Source organism: Pseudomonas sp. BIGb0164 (assembly GCF_024810135.1).
Taxonomy (GTDB): Bacteria; Pseudomonadota; Gammaproteobacteria; order Pseudomonadales; family Pseudomonadaceae; genus Aquipseudomonas.
Genome location: NZ_JANUEA010000001.1, coordinates 107,606 through 127,968, shown reverse-complemented (window position 1 = coordinate 127,968; position 20,363 = coordinate 107,606). Strand labels below are relative to the sequence as shown.

The window sequence follows — 20,363 nt, the reverse complement described above, 5'->3', positions numbered from 1 at the left end:
GGGAGCGCTGCGCACTCCGGCGCGAGCAAGCTCGCTCACTACAGACGATGGCGACAGGGTTAGCCGGCGTCTTGCAGGATCAGGTCGGCGCCCTTCTCTGCCACCATCAACACCGCCGCGTGGGTGTTGCCCGAGGTCACGTTGGGGAAGATCGACGCATCGACAATGCGCAGCCCTTCCAGCCCATGCACCTTCAAGCGCTTGTCCACCACCGACACCTGCGGGTCCGAGCCCATGGCGCAGGAGCCGCACAGGTGGTAGATCGAGCCGCTGTTCTCGCGGAAGTATTGCAGCATCTCTTCGTCGGTCTGCACCGCCGCGCCCGGCAAGACTTCGGCCACGGTGATGCCCTTGAGTGCCGGCGCCTGCATGATCTTGCGCATCAACCGGCTGCCCTGGATCACCTCATCGATGTCCTTCTGGGTGCTCAGGTAGTTGGGGTCGATCAGCGCCGCATCACGCGGGTTTTTCGAGGCGATGCGGATGGTGCCCCGGCTGGTCGGCCGGCACGGGTTGAAGCACAGCAGGAAGCCGGAATACGGCTCGGGCTTGAGGCTGGCCTTGTTGTTTTTCGGGATCTGGTACGACAGCGGGTTGAAATACAGCTGCAGGTTCGGGTCTTTCTGCTCTTCGTTGCCGCGAAAGAAACCACCGGCCTGGTTGACGCTCATCGCCAGTGCGCCCTTGCGGGTGAACAGGTATTTGAGGCCCAGCTTGAACTGGCCGAACAGTGAGCTGAGTTCGTCATTCAGCGTCGGGATATTGGCCTTGTAGTAATAACTGGCGCACAGGTGGTCCTGCAGGTTTTCACCCACGGCCGGCAGGTGCTTGACCAGCGGGATATTGTGCTCGGCCAGCAGCTGCTGATCGGCCACGCCGGACAGTTGCAGGATCTTCGGCGTGTCCACCGCGCCGGCGCAGAGAATCACTTCCTTGCGCGCAGTGAAGGTGCGGCTCACGCCGTGCTGGGTCACGGCAATGCCGGTGGCGCGCTGCTGGTCGTCGAACAGCACGCGGTCGACCAGGGCATGCAATTCCACCGTCAGGTTGGAGCGCCCCAGCGCGGGGTGCAGGTGCGCAAAGCTGCTGGAACTGCGCTCGCCGTTGCGGGTGTTGACGTCATACAGGCCGGCGCCTTCGAAGTTCGGGCCGTTGAAGTCGTCGCTGTGGGCATAGCCCAGTTGCTCGCAGCCCTTGAGGAATACGTCGCAGATCGGGTGAGTCTGGCCCTTCATCGGCGTGATGCTGATCGGGCCGCTGCTGCCGTGGTACTCGGTGTCGCCCAGGGGGTGGTTCTCCAGCTTGCGAAAGTACGGCAGTACGTCTTTGAAGCCCCAGCCGTCGTTGCCGTTGGCCGCCCAATCATTAAAGTCATGGGCCTGGCCACGCACGTAGATCATCGCGTTGATCGAGCCCGAACCGCCCTGCACCTTGCCCCGTGGGGCGTAGATGGCACGGTCGGCCAACTGCTTTTGCGGCTGGCTGTAGTACATCCAGTTGAAGGTCGGGTTGTAATACATCTTGGCGAAACCGACCGGGATCTTGAACCACCAGGAGCTGTCCTTGCCGCCCGCTTCCAGCAGCAACACGGAGTGTTCGCCCGAGGCGGACAACCGGTTGGCCAGGACGCAGCCTGCGGCGCCAGCCCCGGCGATGATGTAGTCATATGTCATTCACGGTTACCGCGTAGTCGTTTTTTTTAGCCCTTGGCGGGCGAAGTGTCTTTCACGTCAGCCGGTGTCGGCGCCATTTGCAGGTGCAGGCGCTCACCGGTGTACGGCGTGTGTTTGCGCACCACGTCCATGTTCAGCTCCACCCCCAGGCCCGGCTCGGTGGACGGGATGATGTAGCCGTCCTCCCATTGCAGCGGCTTGGTGAGGACTTCGGCATGGAAACCGCCCCAGGTCATGATGCTTTCCTGGATCAGGAAGTTCGGCGTGCAGGTGGCCAACTGGAAGCTGGCAGCCGCGCCAATCGGCCCGTTGTACAGGTGCGGGGCGATCTGCGCGTAGTAGGCCTCGGCCATGCTCGCGATCTTCTTGGCTTCCAGCAGCCCGCCGCAGCGCGCCACGTTCATCTGCAGGATCGACGCGCCACCGGCTTGCAGCAGCTTGAAGAATTCGTACTTGGTGGTCAGGCGCTCGCCCGTGGCAATCGGGATGCTGGTCTTCGCCGCGACCTGGGCCATGGCGTCCTCCTGGCCTGGCGGCACCGGCTCTTCAAACCACAGCGGGTCGTATTTTTCCAGGCGCTTGGCCAGGCGGATCGCCGACGACGGCACCATCTGCCCGTGGGTGCCGAACAGCAGGTCGCACTTGTCGCCCACTGCTTCGCGGATCTTGCGGCAGAAGGTTTCGCAACGCTCCAGCACTTCCAGCGAGACCTGGTGACCGGAGTACGCGGTGTACGGGCCGGCCGGGTCGAACTTCACGGCGGTGAAGCCCTTGTTCATGTTCTCGATGGCGCACTCGGCCGCCAGGTCCGGGTCGTCGTAGTCGTACTCGCCCTTGCTGTTGACCGGGTACAGGTAGGTGTAGGAGCGCAGGCGCTCGTTGACCTTGCCGCCAAGCAGTTCGTAGACCGGTTTGTTCGCCGCCTTGCCGATGATGTCCCAGCAGGCCATTTCCAGGCCGCTGACCACACCCATCATGGTCAGGTCCGGGCGCTGGGTGAAACCGCTGGAGTAGGCCTGGCGGAAGAAGCGTTCGATGTGGTGCGGGTCATGGTTGAGCAGGTAGCGCTCGAACACGTCCTCGATGATCGGCAGCATGGCCTTGGGGCCGAAGGTGGCAGCGTAGATCTCGCCGACGCCTTCGATGCCGCAGTCGGTCTTGAGCTTGACGAACAGCCAGTACATGCCGCCGATGTGCGGCGGTGGAACGGCAACGATATGGGTTTCAAGGGCGACGATTTTCATCTCAGGCACCTGTCTGGTTGAATTTTTTACGGTTGATTCGGGCGCGCAGGGTCAAGGCCGCGAGGGTGCCAAGCACGCCGATGAAGGCGATGTAGCCGAAATACAGGTTGTAGCCGGCCTTGCCTGGGTAGGTGTCGGTCAGGTAGCCGTTGATCAGCGGGATAAAGGTGTCCGGCAGGTAACCCACCACCGAGACGATGCCGATGGCCAGCCCGGTGATGCGCAGCGGGATGTCACAGCTGTCGAGGATCGCCCAGTACAGGCCACGGATCGCGTAGGTCATCAGGCCGATGAAGATCACCGTGCCGATCAGCAGGCCCAGGCTGTTGAACGCCGGGAACACGATCAGCCCGACCATCGCCAGGGTCACCAGCGCCAGGGCGACGATCAGCACCGAGATGTTCGAGAACTTGTCCCCCAGCCAGCCGCCACCAATGCCGCCGATGGGGCGCATCCACAGCTTGATGGTGGTGATGGTGCCGGCCATCACGGCGGTCATGCCGCTGCCTTGCAGGTAGTCGGAGAAGCTATAGGTGGCCCAGAACATGTGGTAGCCACAGAACACGATGGCGGTCACCAGCCACAGCTCGGGGATCTTCACCAGGGTGGTCAGGTCGGCGATCAGGTTGAACTTGCCCTTCTCCACCGCTGCGGTTTCAGCCAGGGACTTGGGGTCCTTGAGCAGCACCAGGCCGCAGCCGATGGCGATACAGATGAACGAGTACATGTACACGACGTGCTTGAAGCCTTCGGCGGCCGACTCGCTACGGGTCTCGGTGGCGTAGGCGAACAAGCCCAGGGCGACGGTGGCGAGCAAGGCTTCCACCAACCCACGGCCGCCGTCGAGGATGCCGAAGAAACGGCCCTGTTCGGTGTGGTGGGCAATCATCTTCACGCGCTTGAGCACCGAGGCCCAGAACGTCAGGCCGGTGGTCAGGCCCCAGCTGCCGAAGATGATCATCAGGCCGGTCATCGACGGCACGCTGGCGTACCACAGGCCCAGTGCGCCGGTGGCGACCAGGGAGAAGAAGATCAGGAAACGCGGTGGCAAACGGTCGGCCAGCCAGCCGCTGGGCAGGTAGCTGAGCAGGAAGATCGTGCCCAGCATGGAGTACAGGTAGCCCAGCTCGCTGTGGTTGATGTGGAACACCTCCAGCATGGTGGTCTGGTAGACCTGGCGCAGGTAGAGGATCGGGTAGATCGCCCCTGCGGCCAGTACCAGCAACAGCAATTGGAAGTAGCGACTGGCTTTGTCGCTGTTTGCCGCGGACACGGCAACGGAAACCTGGGCAACGGGTGCAGGCTTGGACATCGTGTGGACCTCAGGCACCCGATGCGCGGGTGCCCTGATAATTGTTTTTATTGAAGGTGCAGCAGGTGTTCGTGGATCAGTACTTCATGACCACCAAGCGGGTCTGGGTGAATTCAAGCATCCCGTGCTTACCGTCATCGCCGCCCAGCCCCGAGCGTTTCCAGCCGGCGTGGAACCCTTGGTAAGGGTCAGCCGGGGTGCGATTGACGTACAACTCGCCGGCTTCAATGGCATTCGCCACTTTCATCGCCGTGCGGTAGTTCTCGGTGTAGAGCACCGACGACAGGCCGAACTGATGGTCGTTGGCCATGGCCAGCGCTTCATCGATGTCGCGGTACTTGAGCACCGGCAACACCGGGCCGAAGATTTCTTCCTGGATGATTTCCATGTCCTGGCGGCAACCACTGAGCAGGGTCGGCGGGTAGAAATGGCCCGGGCCTTCGGGCAGCACGCCGCCTGTTTCCAGTACAGCACCGGCGGCGACGGCGCGCTCGACCATGGCGTGGATATTCTTTTGCGAACTGGCGTTGACCAGCGGGCCCATCAGGCTGGCGTCGGTTGCGCGATCACCGAACTTCACCGCGCTGATCTTTGTTTTGAGCAAGGCCAGGAACCGGTCGTAGACAGCCTCGTGCACGTAGACACGCTCCACCGCCGTGCACAGCTGGCCGCAGTGGGTGGTCTTGGAGGCGACAATGGCGCTGGCGGCCTTTTCCAGGTCGGCGTCGGCTTCGATGATCGCCGGGGTCTTGCCGCCCAGTTCCAGGGACGGCTTGGCGATGTTGGCCTTGCAGTAATCGAGCACGATGCGCCCGGCATTCACGCTACCGGTGAGGGTAATCAGGCCGACGGCCTTGTGGGTGCAGACGCTGGCAGCGGTGCCGTGGTCCATGGTCAGGATGTTGATCACACCCGCCGGAATGCCGGCCTTGACCACCGCACGGGCGATCTCGAACGCCGACAGCGGCGTGTTGTTGCTCGGACGCACCACCACGGTGTTGCCCGCGATCAGCGCCGGGGCGATCTTGCGCAGCAGGGTGTAGACCGGGTAGTTGAACGGGATCAGGCAGGCCACGACACCAATCGGCTCGCGTTGCAGGAACAGGTTTTCGTCCGGGGTATCGCTGGGAATGATCTCGCCTTCGATACGGCGCGCCCATTCGGCGTGGTAACGGGTGATCTGGGCGGCGTAGCGCGCTTCGTTGCTGGCGTCGCTGACGCTCTTGCCCGACTCGCTGGCCAAGGCCGTGCCAATGGCTTCGGCGCAGGCGTCGAGGGCATCGGCAAAGGCCCGCAGGTGTTCGGCGCGTTCGATACTGGTGAGCTTGCCCCAGGTTTTCTGGGCGATCGCGGCGGCGTCGACGGCGGCAATCGCCTCATCGGCGGTGGCCGCGCTGACGTGGCCCACCAGGGTTTCGGTGGCCGGGTTGTAGACGGCGATCAGCGCGTCGCTGGCAGGTTCGACAAATTGACCGTTGAAAAAATTGCGCTCGAGTTGCATGTGGTTCGCCCAACGTTGTTGTTATCCGAGTGACATGCAGTTTTGTCATCGGCCAGCCGTTGGACAAACGATTTATTGCGTAGGGTAACGTGCGAAAAATGCAGGTTAGTCGGTTTGGGCCCTCACAAGCCGCGTTGGCGCAGCCACTGCAGGAAGCCCTTCTTCACCGGCACCACCGGCGCCTCCTGGGTCAGGGCCTGCGCGGCGTGCACGCGGAAATCGAGCAACGCCTTCATCGCCTCGCTGATGTCGTGGCGCGCATCCAGGCACGGCTTCAAGTATTCCTTCTCGATGCGGTACAGGGTGCAAAAGGTCTTCGCCGAAAAATCCGCCAGCGCGGCCTGGTCCGACAAGATCCCCGCCTCGCCAATCACCTCCCCCGGCCCCATGCGCCCGGCCTCAAACTTATGGCCGCCCTTGATCAGCATCACCGAGACCACGCCGGACTCGACGATGAACAAGTGATCGCTGACCTCCCCGGCCGGCAGGATCATCTCGCCGGTGCGGTAGGTGTGCAGGGTCATGTTCTGGCTGAAGGTGTCTTTTTCTTCCTGGCGCAAGGTGGAGAAGATCGACGAACGCTCCAGCAGCGCTCGCGCGGCGGACATGGCCGGTGGGGCGCTGCTTTCGGTGGCCGACAACAGCCCCACCCCCGCCGCTTGCAAGTGCCGGAACGCCAGGTCGTACAGCTGATTGCGCACTTCGCGCTTGAGGGTCATGGTCGGCACAAAACCACTGATTTCGTACTCGACGCCGCCACTGGCAGAGGTCTTGAACGCCACGCTGGGTGCCGGTTTGGCCAGCAGCGGTCGGCACCCCTGCATCGCCCGCTCCAGCGCCTCGATCACGGTTTGCGGGCGCGCGTGGGGGCTGACTTGCAGGCTGACCGCCAGGCCAAACATATCGGCCGGGCGGGAGAAGTTGATGATCTTGGCCTTGGCCGCCAGGGAGTTGGGGATCACCGCCAGGCTGCCCTGGGAGGTTTGCAGGCGCGTGGCGCGCCAGTCGATGTCGGTGACCCGGCCTTCGGTGCCGTCGATGGAGATCCAGTCATCGATCTGATAGGGCTTGGTGGTGTTGAGGACGATCCCGGAAAACACGTCGCTGAGGGTGCTCTGCAACGCCAGGCCGACGATGATCGCCACCGCACCGGAGGTGGCGAGCACGCCCTTGACCGGCAGGTCGAGCACGTAGGCCATGGCGGCGATGATCGCGATCAGGAAGATCACCGCGCCCACCAGGTCCTGCAACAGCCGCCCGGTGTGGCCGACCCGCTGCATCATCAGCGTGCCGAGCAACACCGTAAGGGTACGCGCCGCGAACAGCCACCAGCCGATCTGCAAGGCCGTGGCGGCCAGGTGCAAGGCGGTGTTGTCGGCATAGGGCGCCATTTGCATGGGGTTCATGCCGTCGTTGAACAGTACGGCGCTGTACACGGCGAAGATCGCCAGGCGTGCGGCGAGTTTCCAGCTGGCGAGGTTGACGGAGATGAGGCGCCACACGGCGATGTCGATAAAGATCAGCGCCAGGGCGCACAGCATCGGGTGTTCAGCGATAAATGAGGGCATCCAGGCGGCTCCAGGGGACATGCCGAGAAGATCGCATGAAATGAAAACGCTGGAAACAAAATGTGGGAGCTGGCTTGCCTGCGATGCAGACGCCTCGGTATATGAGTTACACCGCGCTGATGCTATCGCCGGCAAGCCGGCTCCTACAGGGTTTTGCGGTGAGCGGTCAGGCGTGCATCTGGCCGAATTTGCCCGAGTGGAAGTCCTCGAACGCCTGGTGGATCTCCTGCTCGGTGTTCATCACGAACGGGCCGTGGCCGACAATGGGCTCGTCGATCGGCTCGCCGCTGAGCAGCAGCACCTTGGCGTCATCGTTGGCTTCCAGGGTGAGCTGGCGGCCATCACGCTCGAACAGCGCCAATTGGCCTTGGCGTGCGACTTCTTCACCGTTGACCAGCACCGTGCCGCGCAGGATCACCAGCGCGGTGTTGCGGCCGGCGTGCAGGTCCAGAGTGACCGGTTTGCCGGCGTTGAGGCGCAAGTCCCACACGTCGATAGGCGTAAAGGTGCGCGCCGGGCCCTGGGCACCGGCAAATTCACCGGCAATCAGGCGCAGGTGCCCGGCGCCGTCGGCCAGGGGCAACACGGGAATGTCGCCGTCGACAATCGTCTGGTAACCGGCGTCGGCCATTTTGTCCTTGGCGGGCAGGTTGACCCACAGTTGCACCATCTCCAGTGCGCCGCCGCGACGGGCGAAGTCCTCGGAATGGAACTCTTCGTGGAGGATGCCCTTGGCCGCCGTCATCCATTGCACGTCGCCAGGGCCGATTTTGCCGCCTGCGCCGGTGGAATCGCGGTGTTCGACCTCGCCGTCATACACGATGGTCACGGTTTCAAAACCGCGATGCGGGTGTTGGCCGACCCCGCGACGCTGTTCGGTGGGTGTGAAATCGGCCGGGCCGGCGTGATCCAGGAGCAGGAATGGGCTGATGTGCTTACCCATCGAGTCGTAGGAAAACAGCGTGCGCACCGGGAAGCCGTCACCGACCCAATGGGCGCGGGGGCTGGTATAGATGCCGATCAATTTTTTCATGGTGTACCTCCAAAGTGAGTACACCTTAAGTCGGTTGGCCGGTGAGCACTAGCCGGCAAAAGCGGCCTTGATCGTTCTATGTATAGGACAATCCCTTGGCTTGGCGCTGACGCAGCAAGTGAAACGCGATAAAGGCCGTCACCGCAAAACAGGCCTGGATGATGATCATCGGCGCGGCACTGCCATCGCGCAGCTGGCTTAGCAATACACCGCTGCAGGTGGCGCCGAACATCTGCGCAAACCCCATCAAGCCTGCGGCCAGACCCGCGCGGTGCGCGTTAGGCATGACGGCACCGGTGACCGAGCCCGGTAACACCAGGCCACCGCCAAGGGTGACCAGCGCGATCGGCACATCCAGGCCCAGTACCGACAAGCCGAACAGCTTATAAATGGCCACGGCGGACACGCCGCCGACAGCCACCATCGTCACACCGATCGCCACAATCCGCTGCGGGCCCAGGCGCATGATGTTGCGCCGGGTATAGGTGGAGCCAACGATGAGCATCGACACGATCAGGCCGAAATTGATGCCGTACTCCAGACTGCTGAAGCCCAGCAGATTGATGAACACGGCTGAAGAACCGGCAATCACCGCAAACATGGCGCCATAGGTGCACGCCAGGGCCACGGCGAATGCGCGGTATTGGCGGCCCTTGAGCAGGTCCAGGTATTGCCCGCCCAGCGTGCGCCAATGGCCGGCTTTGGGATCGAGGAAGTGGTTGCTCTCGCGAAAGAACAGCAGGGCCAGCAGTAACACCACGCTGCCAATCACCAGCGCCAGGATGATCGGCGCGTGCCAACCGAACAGCTTGATCAACAGGCCACCGACCATCGGCGCGACCACAATGGCGTAGAGCATGCCGATCATGGTCAGGGCCAGTGCAGGCCCCGCCTCGGCTTTCCACACATCCCGCACCACGGTGCGCGCCAGTACCAACGCGGCGCAGGCGCCCAGGCCTTGCAGCACACGGGCGGCGATGAACTGACCAATATCGTTGACCAACAGCATCGACAGCGTCGCCAACACATACAGCGCCAGGCCACCGATCAATACCGGGCGGCGGCCGATGCGGTCCGACAGCGGCCCGAACAGTAATTGGCCAAGGCCGAATGCCGCGACGAAGGCCGACAACGCCAACAGCGCCGAACCCGCTGGCGCCGCCAGTGCGTGCTCGATGGCGCCAAGGCCGGGAATGATCAATTGGGTCGAAACCTCACCCAAGGCGGTAAGGGCAACCAGTAGAAACAACAAGCGGCGTGACGGTGCCGGGGCGTTTGCCATGGGGAATATCCGAGGGCTGGATTAATTTATATTTCGACCATAATATGCGTAAAAAATTATGTCCATAATTTTTTGCCCAATGGTTACCCCCGGAGCCCGTCATGAACCTTCTCCCCCTGCGTCTTCTCACGCCCCTGGCCCTGTTGATCACCCTCAGCGGCTGCAACAGCAAGGCCGACACCGCCGCCGAAGTGCCCCTGCCCCGCCCGGTATTGGCGGCCAATGTCGAAGCCGCCGGCACCCAGCAAAGCGCCTACACCGGCGTGGTGGCGGCGCGCACGGAAAGCGATTTGGGCTTCCGGGTCAGCGGCAAGGTCATCGAACGCAAGGTAGACCCGGGCCAGCACGTGTCCCGTGGCGACACCTTGCTGGTGCTCGACATCGGCGACTTCGAACTGGCCCTGCGTTCGGCCAAGAACCGCGTCAGCGCCGCCCAGGCGCAGTTGCGCCAACGCCGCGACGATGAAAACCGCTACCAGCGCCTGGCCAGCACCGGCGCCGTGTCGCGGCAGATCTTCGATCAGTCGGCGACCAACCTGCGGGTGGCCGAAGCCGAACTGGCCGCCGCGCAATCCGACGCCAGCCAAATCGAAAATCGCCGCACCTATTCCGTCCTCAAGGCCGACGGCGACGGCATCATCACCGACGTGCGGGTCGACCGTGGCCAAGTGGTCGCCGAGGGGCAGATCGTCGCGCGCCTGGCCCATGACGGCGCCCGTGAAGCCATCGTCAACCTGCCGGAAAACAGCCGCGACCAGGCTTCGCAGAAAGCCCTGGCCTTCCCCTTCGGCGCCCCGGACCAGGCCGTGACCGCCACCTTGCGCGAGCTGTCTGCGAGTGCCGACCCCACCACCCGCACCTACCGCGCCCGTTACGTACTGCACGGCGCCGTCGACCGCTTCGCCCTCGGTTCCACCATCACCGTACGCCTGCAAGGTAACGGCCAGGCCCAGCAAACCCGCGTGCCCATCGGCGCATTGCAGGATGCGGGACAAGGCACCGGCGTGTGGCTGATCGGCGTGGACGACAAGGTCACCTTCGCCCCGGTGAAAGTCGCCAGTCTCGGCCAGGAGGACGCCCTGCTCGACAGCGGCGTGGCCCCCGGCCAGACCATCGTCGCCCTCGGCGCGCACCTGCTGCACAACGGCGACAGCGTGCGCCTGCTGCCGGCCCAGCAATTGGCCCTCAACCGTAAACAGGACCACTGAGCATGCGCGGCATCAACCTCTCGGAACTGGCGGTCAAGCACCGCGCCGTCACGCTGTTCCTGATCATCGCGATCCTCGCGGCCGGGATCTTCTCGTTCGGCAAACTGGGGCGCGCCGAAGACCCCTCGTTTACCGTCAAGGTCATGACCATCACCGCCGCCTGGCCCGGGGCAACCGCCCAGGAGATGCAGGAGCAAGTGGCCGATCGCCTGGAAAAACGCCTGCAGGAACTGGACTACTACGACCGCGTCGAGACCATCGCCCAACCGGGCTTTGTCTCGATGCGCATGACCTACAAGGAGTCCACGCGGCCCAGCGAAATCCAGGACCTGTTCTATCAGACCCGCAAGAAGCTCAGCGATGAAGCCTCGAAACTGCCCAAGGGCGTGATCGGGCCGTTCTTCAACGATGAATATTCCGACGTGTACTTTGCCCTGTACGCCCTGGAAGCCGAGCACCTGCCCCATCGGCAACAGGTGCAGATGGCCGAGGACCTGCGCCAGGGGTTCCTCAACCTGCCGGGAGTGAAGAAGGTCAATATCCTCGGCGAGCAAGCGCAGCGCATCTTTGTCGAGTTCTCTTATGAGCGTTTGGCAACCCTGGGCATCAAGCCCGACCAGATCTTCGCCGCCCTCGCCGCCCAGAATGCCGTGGCCCCTTCAGGCTTCGTGGAAACCGCCGGCGCCCGCGCCTACATCCGCATCGACGGCGCCTTTGACAGCCTGGCGCTGATTGAAAACGTGCCGCTGGAAGTCAACGGCCGTCTGCTACGCATCGCCGATGTGGCCAGCGTGAGCCGAGGTTATGAGGACCCACCCAGCTATCGGATTCGCCATCAGGGCGACCCGGCGTTGATGCTCGGGGTGATCATGGAGAAGCACTGGAACGGCCTCGAACTGGACAAGAGCCTCAAGGCCCAGGAAGCCAAAATCCAGGCCGACCTGCCCCTGGGCGTGAACTTCGCCAAGGTGTCCGACCAGGCGAAGAACATCAGCCTGGCGGTGAATGAATTCATGCTCAAGTTCTTCGTCGCCCTGGCCGTGGTAATGGTTATCAGCCTGCTGGCCTTGGGGTTTCGTGTGGGCTTGGTGGTGGCCGCAGCGGTGCCGCTGACCTTGTCGGTGGTGTTCGTGATCATGCTGCTCACCGGGCGCGAGTTCGACCGTATTACCCTGGGCGCGCTGATCATTTCCCTGGGTTTGCTGGTGGACGACGCGATCATCGCCATCGAAATGATGGTGGTGAAACTCGAAGAAGGCTTCGACCGGATTCATGCCGCGACCTTTGCCTGGAGTTCCACCGCGGCGCCGATGCTCACCGGCACGCTGGTCACGATCATCGGTTTCCTGCCCGTGGGCTTTGCCCGCTCGGGCGCCGGGGAATATGCCGGCAATATCTTCTGGATCGTCGGCTTTGCGCTGATTTCGTCCTGGTTGGTGGCGGTGGTGTTCACGCCCTACCTCGGCGTGAAATTGCTGCCACAGATCAAACCCGTGCCCGGTGGCCACGACGCGATCTATGCCGGGCGCTACTACCAGAAGCTGCGCAGCCTGGTGGAAGCCTGCGTGCGCGGCCGTTGGCTGGTCACTGGATTGGTGGTGGCCGCGTTTGTGCTGTGCGGGCTGGGCATGGGCGTGGTGAAGAAGCAGTTTTTCCCCAACTCCGACCGCTCCGAGCTGATCCTGGAGGTGTACATGCCGCCTGGCAGTGCGTTCAAAAGCACCGAGACGGTGGCGGCGCAACTGGAAAAAGCCCTGTTGGAAGAACCGCAAACCAGCTTGGTGGACACTTATGTGGGCGGCGGCGCGCCACGCTTTTTCCTGTCGCTGAACCCCGAGCTGCCCGACCCGGCCTTTGCCAAGCTGATTGTGCAGACCCCGGACTCCCATGCCCGAGACGCCTTGAAAGTGCGCATGCGTGAACGCATCGCGGCGGGTGAATTTCCATCGGCACGGGTGCGCGTGACCCAACTGCTGTTCGGCCCGCCAGTGCCGTTCCCGGTGGTGTTCCGCGTCTCCGGGCCGAACGTGGATGTACTGCGCGGCCTGTCTGAAGAGGTGCGCAAAGTCGTTGCGGCCAACAAGCTGACCAAGGACGTCTTCCTCGATTGGGGCGAGCGCACCAGCGGTTATCGCCTGGTGCTGGATCAGGACCGCCTGCGCCTGTTGGGTTTCACGCCCAATGAGGTCAAGTCGCAGCTCAATGCGCTGCTCAGCGGCAACCCGATCACCGAAGTGCGCGAGGGTAACCGCACCGTTTCCGTAGTGGCCCGTGCTCAGGGCAACCAACGGGAGAACCTGGGTAACCTCAACAACATGACCCTTACCAACAGCGCCGGCACCTCGGTACCGCTGGCCCAGGTCGGGCATTTCCAGGCGGTGATGGAGGAACCCATCCTCAAGCGCCGCAACCGCGCGACCACGGTGGAAGTACGCGCCGACATCATCGACGGCGTGCAACCGCCCGACGTGGAAATGGCCGCCTACAAAGACCTGCAACCGCTGATCGCCAAACTGCCGGCTGGTTACCAGATCGACATCGGCGGCCCCGTGGAAGAAAGCGCCAAGGCCAACGTCGCCCTGGCGGCGCTGTTCCCGATTATGATCCTGCTGACCCTGACGGTGATCATGTTCCAGGTGCGCTCGTTCGGCGTGATGTTCATGGTCTTCGCCACCGCCCCGCTGGGGCTGATCGGTGCGGTGCCGACCTTGTTGCTGTTCAACCAGCCGTTCGGCTTCAACGCCATCCTGGGGTTGATCGGCATTGGCGGTATTTTGATGCGCAACACGCTGATCTTCACCGACCAGATCCGCCAGAACGAGGAACACGGCATGGCCATTCGCGAGGCGATCATCGAAGCCACGGTGCGCCGTGCAAGGCCAGTGATATTGACCGCGCTGGCGGCGGCGCTGGCGTTCATTCCGCTGACGCTGTCGGTGTTCTGGTCGTCGCTGGCGTATGTGCTGATCGGCGGGGTGCTGGTGGGCACGGTGTTGACGCTGTTGTTCCTGCCGGCGCTGTGCAGTTTGGTGCTGGGCCGAAAGCGTACGAATGCTGTTGAAACCTCGCACGTGACCGCCGGATAAGCTCTACAGAAAACGCCTGAAAACCACTGCAAAGTCCTTCGCCTGATCACACAGTGCGAAGGATTGCAGATGGATTTTCTTGTTGTTGGAGCTGTTTCTTGAACCCGGCCATTGGCAGGCTCGCCCTGACCCCAATGGACGTGAAGACGGTCGATGTCGAAGCCGTCTTTCGCGATTTCCGGGAATGCCTGAACACGTTTGATGACTGGGCGGAAAGCTTTTGGAGCTTTTCAGCGCTGGAAGTCGAACAGGTCTTCAAGGTCGGCGATGAAGTAGCGCTGGTCGCGCCGATCTCCTCTAAAGCACCAAGTCCCACCGTCGGCATGTGCGACGCACAGGGTTCGCTGACGCTGGTGCACCTGTTTGAAAGCACCCAGTTCGTGCCAATCGGCAACACACCCGTGATGCTCCAAGCCATCGCCCCGGATGGCAGCCCAATCGGCCCTCCCCTTCATCGCACCATCGGCCCCAGCGGCATTCTTGAAGTCAAGGATTGCACCCGCGATCAACGTTACCAGGTCACCTTTTATCCCAACGTTTCCAAGGACCACGTCAAGGCGCTGTATGCGTCTTACCAGACTGTGATCGAAGGGTTGGAAACGCGTTTGCGTGAAGCCTGGAAAAGCACCTTCGAAACCCAGTGGAAAGACTATACCGACGCCACCCCGCTTGACCGACGCCGGATGCTGGAGACAGCGTTTCTGAGTGGCATGGGCAAGGCGTTGTACAGCCTTTGGGACAACCTCACCCAGCTGTTCGACTTGCTGGCCGATATAAAGCCCAACAGTGAAAAGCTGCTGCACTACCTGTCGCAAGCCGAACTAGATGAACTGCTGAAGCTGGGCAGTGAATCCATTGCCAAGGGTTTGCTGGTGCTCAATGACGAGCCGCTGTTGTTCATTTATGTGTCGGCGATATCCAGCTGGATTCGGATGTTGCCACCGCAGGAAATGAACGAGGTGATGGGCGAAATCACCGGCGAGATCCTGATAAGCCTGTTGCTGATTCGGGCAACGGCAGGCATGGGTGTAACGGTGCGCCTCGGGGTTCAGGTGCTGGGGCATATCAAGTCCGGCCGAGTGCGTAAATGGCTGGAGATGTTGGCGGAGCAGCTTGTAGGGCCCCGTTTGGACGCACATGTCGAGGTGGTTAGACCCTTATTGCTTGGGGGGCCTGCAACGCCGATCAAGATGATCCCGGCTGTGCCGTTGAAGGCTGGGAATCACCTGGTTTCAAACCCGGTGCCGGTAGTTCGGGAAAAGGCTGCACAGCGTACGGTGCTGGTCAGGCAGGAACAGGTCGATGACGTGCCGGCGTCAGGGAAGAACCAGAACGGTGATGCGGCGACGTGTTCGGCGACTACGTGCAAGAACGGCTGCCCGGTGTCGATGGTTACCGGCGAGGAATTGCTCACCCTCACCGATGGCACTTTGGATGGGATATTGCCGTTCGAGTGGACGCGGTTGTACCGCACCAGCGCCGTGGAAGTGGATTGCGGGTTGGGGTTTGGTTGGAGTCATGCGCTGGCGCACCGGCTGGAGGTTTCCGGTGATTCGGTGGTGTGGACCGATCATGAGAACCGCTCGACTGAGTTTCCACTGCCCTCCTCCGCCCGCCCTGCGATCACCAACAGCTTGGCCGAAGCAGCGATTTATCTGGGGGTGTTGCCGGATGAATTAGTGCTGGCGCAAGGCTCGCGCTTCTACCATTTCGTTAATGGTTTTCTGACAGCGATCAGCGATGCGTATGACAACCGGCTGCGTATCTCTCGGGACTTCAGGGGGCGGATTGAGCGAGTGGATAACGGCGTCGGGCGGTCGTTGTTTTTGCGCTATTCGTCGGGCCGCATTGTTGGCGTGGACTACCAAATTCACCGGGCTGAAGGGCCGGGTGAGTTTGTCTGGGTCACCGAGTACACCGTTGTTTCCTACGCCTATGACGATCTTGGCCGGCTTATCAGTGCGACCAACGCCGTCGGTGAAAGCGAGGTTTATCGCTACGACGATCAGCACGTCATTCTTGAACGCCAGTTGGCCGGTGGGGCGAGTTTCTTCTGGGAGTGGGAAAGGTCTGGCAAGGCGGCGCGCTGCGTCCGGCACTGGGCCAGCTTTTCGCAGATGGACACCCGCTATGCCTGGGATGACAACGGCCAGGTCACGGTGTTTAACGCCGATGGTAGCCAGGAAGTCTATGTGCATGACGGGCGTGCGCGGTTGGTGCAACGCATTGATCCGGACGGCGCTGAGCACTTCAAATCCTACGATGACAAAGGCCGGCTGACGGTTGAACAGGATCCGCTGGGCGCGATCACGGCCTATCAATACGACGAAGCTGGGCGTTTGGTGGCGCTGTTTCCGGGGGACGATGAGCCGACGTCCTACGAGCATGACAACGGATTCGTACGGGTTGTAAGGCGTGGTCAGGCGGTCTGGAAATATGAGCGAAATGACAGGGGCGATATCACCCGCAGGATTGATCCTGAAGGCCATAGCACCGACTACATCTACAACAAATATGGGCAACTGACGGGGGTTTGGTTTTCGGATAACAGTTGTCAGCGGCTGGTGTGGAATGAGCGGGGGCAGTTGCTTGAGGAGCATCTGCCGGAGGGTGGGATCAAGCGGTATCGCTATGACGACCTTGGCCGTCAGGTGGCGCGGGAGGATGAACATGGCGCGCTGACCCAGTATCAGTGGGACAGCGTAGGGCGACTGGTTCGGGTGGTGTTGCCGGGGGGCGCTTGTAGGGAATACAGCTACAACCCTTATGGAAAAATCACATCTGAGCGGGATGAGTTAGGCCGCGTTACCCGTTACGAGTATGCCGATGGGCTGCATCTGATCAGCCGCCGTATTAATTCCGACGGCACCCAGGTCAAGTATCGCTACGACAATGCGCGGTTGTTGCTGACTGAGATCGAAAACGAAGTCGGCGAGATCTATGGGTTGCAGTACCACCCCAATGGCCTGATCCAGCAGGAAATAGGGTTTGACGGTCAGCGCACGGCTTACGTCTACGACCTCAACGGCAACCTGCAGGAAAAGACCGAACACGGGGATGATGGCAGTCAGCTGGTTACCCGCTACGAACGCGATCATGCCGGGCGCCTCGTAAGAAAAACCCTCCCCGACGGCAAAACCGTCGACTACACCTACGACCGCCAGGGCAACCTCCTAGGCGTCGAGGACGGTCACTGGGCTTTAGCCTACGAATACGACAGCCAAAACCGCCTCACCGCTGAACACCAAGGCTGGGGCACCTTGCGCTACGGCTACGACGCCTGCGGCCAGTTGCAAAACCTGCGCCTGCCCGACAACAACCGCGTTGTTTTTAATCACGCCAAAGGCGGCCACCTCGCCACCGTCGAACTCAATGGTGAAGTGCTCACCTCCCACCTGTTCAAAGCCGGCCAGGAACACCAGCGCCAACAAGGCCAGCTCCTCAGCCACTACCACTACGACGACCAACAACGCCTGCACGCCCACACCGTCACCCAGCAGGAACACCACCTCTACGCACGCCACTACACCTACGACAAATCCGGCAACCTCACCCGCCTGCTCGATACCCGCAAAGGCCAGCACGACTACACCCACGACCCACTGAACCGCCTCACCCGCGCCGACCACTCCCAGGACCTGCAAGAACGCTTCGCCCACGACCCGGCCGGCAACCTGCTCATGCAAAACCGCCCCGGCCCGGACATCGTGGCTGGTAACCGGCTGATGATTCAGGGGGATCGACATTATGACTATGACGCGTTCGGCAACCTGATCCGTGAGCGGCGTGGGCGCGGGCACGCGCTAGTCACCGAGTACCGTTATGACTGTCAGCATCGGCTGATTGGTATCACCCAACCCAACGGACGGGTGGCTAGCTATTGCTACGATCCGTTCGGGCGACGGATCAGCAAAACCGTTGATGCGATAACGACCGAGTTCTTTTGGCAAGGCGACAAGCTGATTGCCGAGCATCACAAGGATCGGCACCGCAGTTACCTCTACGAACCGGATAGCTTCCGACCACTGGCCTTACTGGAAGGCTTTGGTCCCAAACAAACCAAGCCCTACCACTACCAACTCGACCACCTGGGCACCCCGCAAGAACTCACAGCTCCCAACGGTGAAATCGTCTGGTCCGCTCACTACCGCGCCTACGGCGAAATCAGCCGCCTGGACGTCGGAAAAATCGACAACCCGCTGCGTTTTCAGGGCCAGTACTTCGATCAGGAAAGCGGGCTGCACTACAACCGCCATCGCTACTACAATCCGGATATTGGTCGTTACCTGACGCCGGACCCGGTGAAGCTGGCGGGTGGGATCAATGCGTACCGGTACGTGCCGAATCCTACGGGGTGGGTGGATCCGCTGGGTTTAAGCACATGTCCTGGAGGAGATGGCTGTAAGCCGAAGCATCGTTTCGAAGACCCGTCGAAAAGCACTAAAATAAATGAAGGAGACGTAGAGCCACCCAAAGGCTCTGATTCCAGGTTATCAAGAAAAGAAGCTTTTAGAAGAGCAAAAGAAATTGGAGGCATACCGCATAGCACTCAGCCGATAAAGGCTTATCGGACGTCCATTTATGATCAAGATCATTATATTTTGGGCCGAGTGTATGTGTTCAGCTTGAAAAAAAATCACCTCACTACAATTTATGAACATTCACTGGGACATAAGCAAGGAAATCACGGCCCCCACTTCAACACAAAAAACACAGTGAACCAAATAAAAACCCCCTTGAAAATCGGCGATGACTCCCACACTTATTTCGAGAGATAAAAATGAGAACAGTATATATAAATGAATTTGGAATAAGGCCATGGGAAAGCCCACATCCAATGTCCGACGCAAAATTCACTACTACAACCCTAGTAGATCACGACTTTACCAGCGTCTGGGGGGCGTGGTGCACTTTGATGGGTACGCTATCAAAAGACTGGCCCATTAAAAGACAGTGGTACTCATCAACAAACTCCGAATTCAACTCATTAACAGAAGAGTACTTGTTTAAAAAAGACATAGCCAAAACACTAAAAAACGGAGACCTATGTAAAAAAAATGAAAACAATAATATTTATTCCATAATCAAGATCATGCCAAGCAATCCATGGGAAATAGAGAATTTAGCATTGGAAGGTTCACATGACACTATTCTAGTTATTCAAAAAACAGAGACCTCAATAGAAGAACTCTGGTCAAACATGACAGTACTTGAAAGCCGCATTACGCCCCAAAATATCAGTATACTCTTAGAATCTCAAGCCAGCATATTATTATGCAGGTTTTACGATACAGAAACGCACGCCGCAGCTCAGCTTATCTACCAGACCACGTCTGAAAACAAAATAATCCTAGAGCAAGCAAAAAACCACTTTAATGAAATAAACACTTCAGATATCCATCACTATATAAATGGCACACAAAAATCATAATCACGCCAATCTAAGGCCAAAGTCCATCCTGCATGCAAATAGAATACTGAATAGGCTCATCAAGATTAAATGGATGAGCCCCAATTCAAATCATTACTTACTCAACTCCATAATCATCCGGCTCAGCAGGTAGATACGTGGCGCTACGCTTTCCACTTCCGCGTATTCCTCAGGCGTATGGATGTTGCCGCCCACAATCCCGAACCCGTCCAACGTCGGCGTCCCGACCCCGGCCGACAGGCTCGCGTCCGCCGCACCGCCGCTGCCTTCAACCGTGAGTTTCTTGCCCAAATCGCCATAGATCCCCTGGGCAATCGCAACGAGCTTGTCCGACTCCGGCGTCTGTGGCATCGGCGGCAGGCCGTGCTGCAACGAGGTCTTCACTTCGGGTTCCGGGATCAACTTGTTGGCCGATACCCGCGCCAGGTCTTTCTCGATACGGTCAAATTCTTCCGGCAACGCCGCACGCACGTCAGTCTTGGCAGTGATTTGATCAGGGATCACATTAACCCGGTCACCCGCCTTGAGCACGGTGAAGTTGATGGTGGTTTTCTTCTCTTCATCCCCCAGCTTGCCCAACTGCAGGATCGATAGATGAAAAACAAACCAAACCTCAAAATACTCCAAGGTCTTTTGTTCACATACTGCACGGAAAACACGAAAAATTTAGAACGAGAAGAGATCATAATTTCAAAAAACGTCAATAGTGAAACTGAGCTTGCAGAGCTTTTTAATATATTGACAAGACCTGAATTCCTCTCATACAGAGAGGATGAACAGATATGGTTTATAGATACCATTGAGCTATACCTTTCAAAAGGCGATGACTTTGAGGCCGTCTTTTATCTATTCGACACATACTTTGAAGATGAAATAACGAACAAAAGACAATTCATGAAAGTACTGCTTGAAAGCCTCAAGCGCTACAGCAGCGAGGCAAAAAAAAATCAATCAAGGACAATCAAATAAAAAATTAAACCTTTCAAGTCTTACATAAGCATCCTAACTCGATCACTTGCTACCCT

Annotated in this window: 12 protein-coding genes and 1 pseudogene; 5 read left to right on the top strand and 8 right to left on the bottom strand. The window is 60.1% G+C overall.

Going from position 1 to position 20,363, the window contains the following annotated elements:
- Window positions 1-59 precede the first annotated feature (59 nt).
- The 7 genes from M2394_RS00505 to M2394_RS00475 form a co-directional block, all read right to left on the bottom strand.
- A complete protein-coding gene (locus M2394_RS00505; protein ID WP_176999091.1) occupies window positions 60-1,673 on the bottom strand; it encodes a GMC family oxidoreductase in 1,614 nt (537 codons plus the stop codon).
- Between the two features lie 26 nt (window positions 1,674-1,699).
- Entirely contained in the window at window positions 1,700-2,917 is a 1,218-nt protein-coding gene (locus tag M2394_RS00500) for a mandelate racemase/muconate lactonizing enzyme family protein (protein WP_178922990.1), read from the bottom strand.
- 1 nt (window position 2,918) lies between these two features.
- Window positions 2,919-4,229 carry a nitrate/nitrite transporter gene (locus M2394_RS00495; RefSeq protein WP_259171239.1) on the bottom strand — a complete coding sequence of 437 codons (1,311 nt, stop codon included), beginning with the start codon at window positions 4,227-4,229 and terminating at the stop codon, window positions 2,919-2,921.
- Window positions 4,230-4,305: 76 nt separating this feature from the next.
- Window positions 4,306-5,730 (bottom strand): aldehyde dehydrogenase, encoded by a 1,425-nt coding sequence (gene aldA / locus M2394_RS00490; protein WP_178922987.1) that lies wholly within the window; start codon window positions 5,728-5,730, stop codon window positions 4,306-4,308.
- Between the two features lie 122 nt (window positions 5,731-5,852).
- A complete protein-coding gene (locus M2394_RS00485; protein WP_259171238.1) occupies window positions 5,853-7,298 on the bottom strand; it encodes a mechanosensitive ion channel family protein in 1,446 nt (481 codons plus the stop codon).
- A gap of 166 nt (window positions 7,299-7,464) precedes the next feature.
- Window positions 7,465-8,331 carry a pirin family protein gene (locus tag M2394_RS00480; RefSeq protein ID WP_259171237.1) on the bottom strand — a complete coding sequence of 289 codons (867 nt, stop codon included), beginning with the start codon at window positions 8,329-8,331 and terminating at the stop codon, window positions 7,465-7,467.
- Between the two features lie 76 nt (window positions 8,332-8,407).
- Window positions 8,408-9,613: a multidrug effflux MFS transporter gene (locus M2394_RS00475; protein WP_259171236.1), complete on the bottom strand. Its 1,206-nt coding sequence runs from the start codon at window positions 9,611-9,613 to the stop codon at window positions 8,408-8,410.
- A 101-nt stretch (window positions 9,614-9,714) separates the two neighbouring features.
- Here M2394_RS00475 and M2394_RS00470 point away from each other — a divergent pair, with 101 nt between their 5' ends.
- From M2394_RS00470 to M2394_RS00455, 4 genes are all read left to right on the top strand, one after another.
- The gene (locus M2394_RS00470) at window positions 9,715-10,821 is read left to right on the top strand and encodes an efflux RND transporter periplasmic adaptor subunit (protein ID WP_259171235.1); all 1,107 of its coding nucleotides are present in this window, start codon (window positions 9,715-9,717) and stop codon (window positions 10,819-10,821) included.
- A gap of 2 nt (window positions 10,822-10,823) precedes the next feature.
- Window positions 10,824-13,907, top strand: a complete 3,084-nt coding sequence (locus M2394_RS00465) for an efflux RND transporter permease subunit (protein ID WP_259171234.1) — start codon at window positions 10,824-10,826, stop codon at window positions 13,905-13,907.
- Between the two features lie 134 nt (window positions 13,908-14,041).
- A complete protein-coding gene (locus M2394_RS00460) occupies window positions 14,042-18,685 on the top strand; it encodes an RHS repeat-associated core domain-containing protein (RefSeq protein WP_259171698.1) in 4,644 nt (1,547 codons plus the stop codon).
- A 2-nt stretch (window positions 18,686-18,687) separates the two neighbouring features.
- Window positions 18,688-19,338 (top strand): hypothetical protein, encoded by a 651-nt coding sequence (locus M2394_RS00455; RefSeq protein WP_259171233.1) that lies wholly within the window; start codon window positions 18,688-18,690, stop codon window positions 19,336-19,338.
- Between the two features lie 93 nt (window positions 19,339-19,431).
- Here the strand turns inward: M2394_RS00455 and M2394_RS00450 are convergent.
- Window positions 19,432-19,926: pseudogene (locus tag M2394_RS00450) on the bottom strand (M20/M25/M40 family metallo-hydrolase); the annotation flags it as partial.
- A gap of 6 nt (window positions 19,927-19,932) precedes the next feature.
- On the opposite strand from M2394_RS00450, the gene M2394_RS00445 reads away from it, so the two are divergent.
- Window positions 19,933-20,307, top strand: a complete 375-nt coding sequence (locus tag M2394_RS00445) for a hypothetical protein (RefSeq protein WP_259171232.1) — start codon at window positions 19,933-19,935, stop codon at window positions 20,305-20,307.
- Window positions 20,308-20,363 lie beyond the last annotated feature (56 nt).

Bases quoted from the DNA above. Each gene is read 5' to 3' on its own strand.
- M2394_RS00505 (WP_176999091.1), bottom strand. From the start codon at position 1,673: ATGACATATGACTACATCATCGCCGGGGCTGGCGCCGCAGGCTGCGTC.
- M2394_RS00500 (WP_178922990.1), bottom strand. From the start codon at position 2,917: ATGAAAATCGTCGCCCTTGAAACCCATATCGTTGCCGTTCCACCGCCG.
- M2394_RS00495 (WP_259171239.1), bottom strand. From the start codon at position 4,229: ATGTCCAAGCCTGCACCCGTTGCCCAGGTTTCCGTTGCCGTGTCCGCG.
- aldA (WP_178922987.1), bottom strand. From the start codon at position 5,730: ATGCAACTCGAGCGCAATTTTTTCAACGGTCAATTTGTCGAACCTGCC.
- M2394_RS00485 (WP_259171238.1), bottom strand. From the start codon at position 7,298: ATGCCCTCATTTATCGCTGAACACCCGATGCTGTGCGCCCTGGCGCTG.
- M2394_RS00480 (WP_259171237.1), bottom strand. From the start codon at position 8,331: ATGAAAAAATTGATCGGCATCTATACCAGCCCCCGCGCCCATTGGGTC.
- M2394_RS00475 (WP_259171236.1), bottom strand. From the start codon at position 9,613: ATGGCAAACGCCCCGGCACCGTCACGCCGCTTGTTGTTTCTACTGGTT.
- M2394_RS00470 (WP_259171235.1), top strand. From the start codon at position 9,715: ATGAACCTTCTCCCCCTGCGTCTTCTCACGCCCCTGGCCCTGTTGATC.
- M2394_RS00465 (WP_259171234.1), top strand. From the start codon at position 10,824: ATGCGCGGCATCAACCTCTCGGAACTGGCGGTCAAGCACCGCGCCGTC.
- M2394_RS00460 (WP_259171698.1), top strand. From the start codon at position 14,042: ATGGACGTGAAGACGGTCGATGTCGAAGCCGTCTTTCGCGATTTCCGG.
- M2394_RS00455 (WP_259171233.1), top strand. From the start codon at position 18,688: ATGAGAACAGTATATATAAATGAATTTGGAATAAGGCCATGGGAAAGC.
- M2394_RS00445 (WP_259171232.1), top strand. From the start codon at position 19,933: ATGAAAAACAAACCAAACCTCAAAATACTCCAAGGTCTTTTGTTCACA.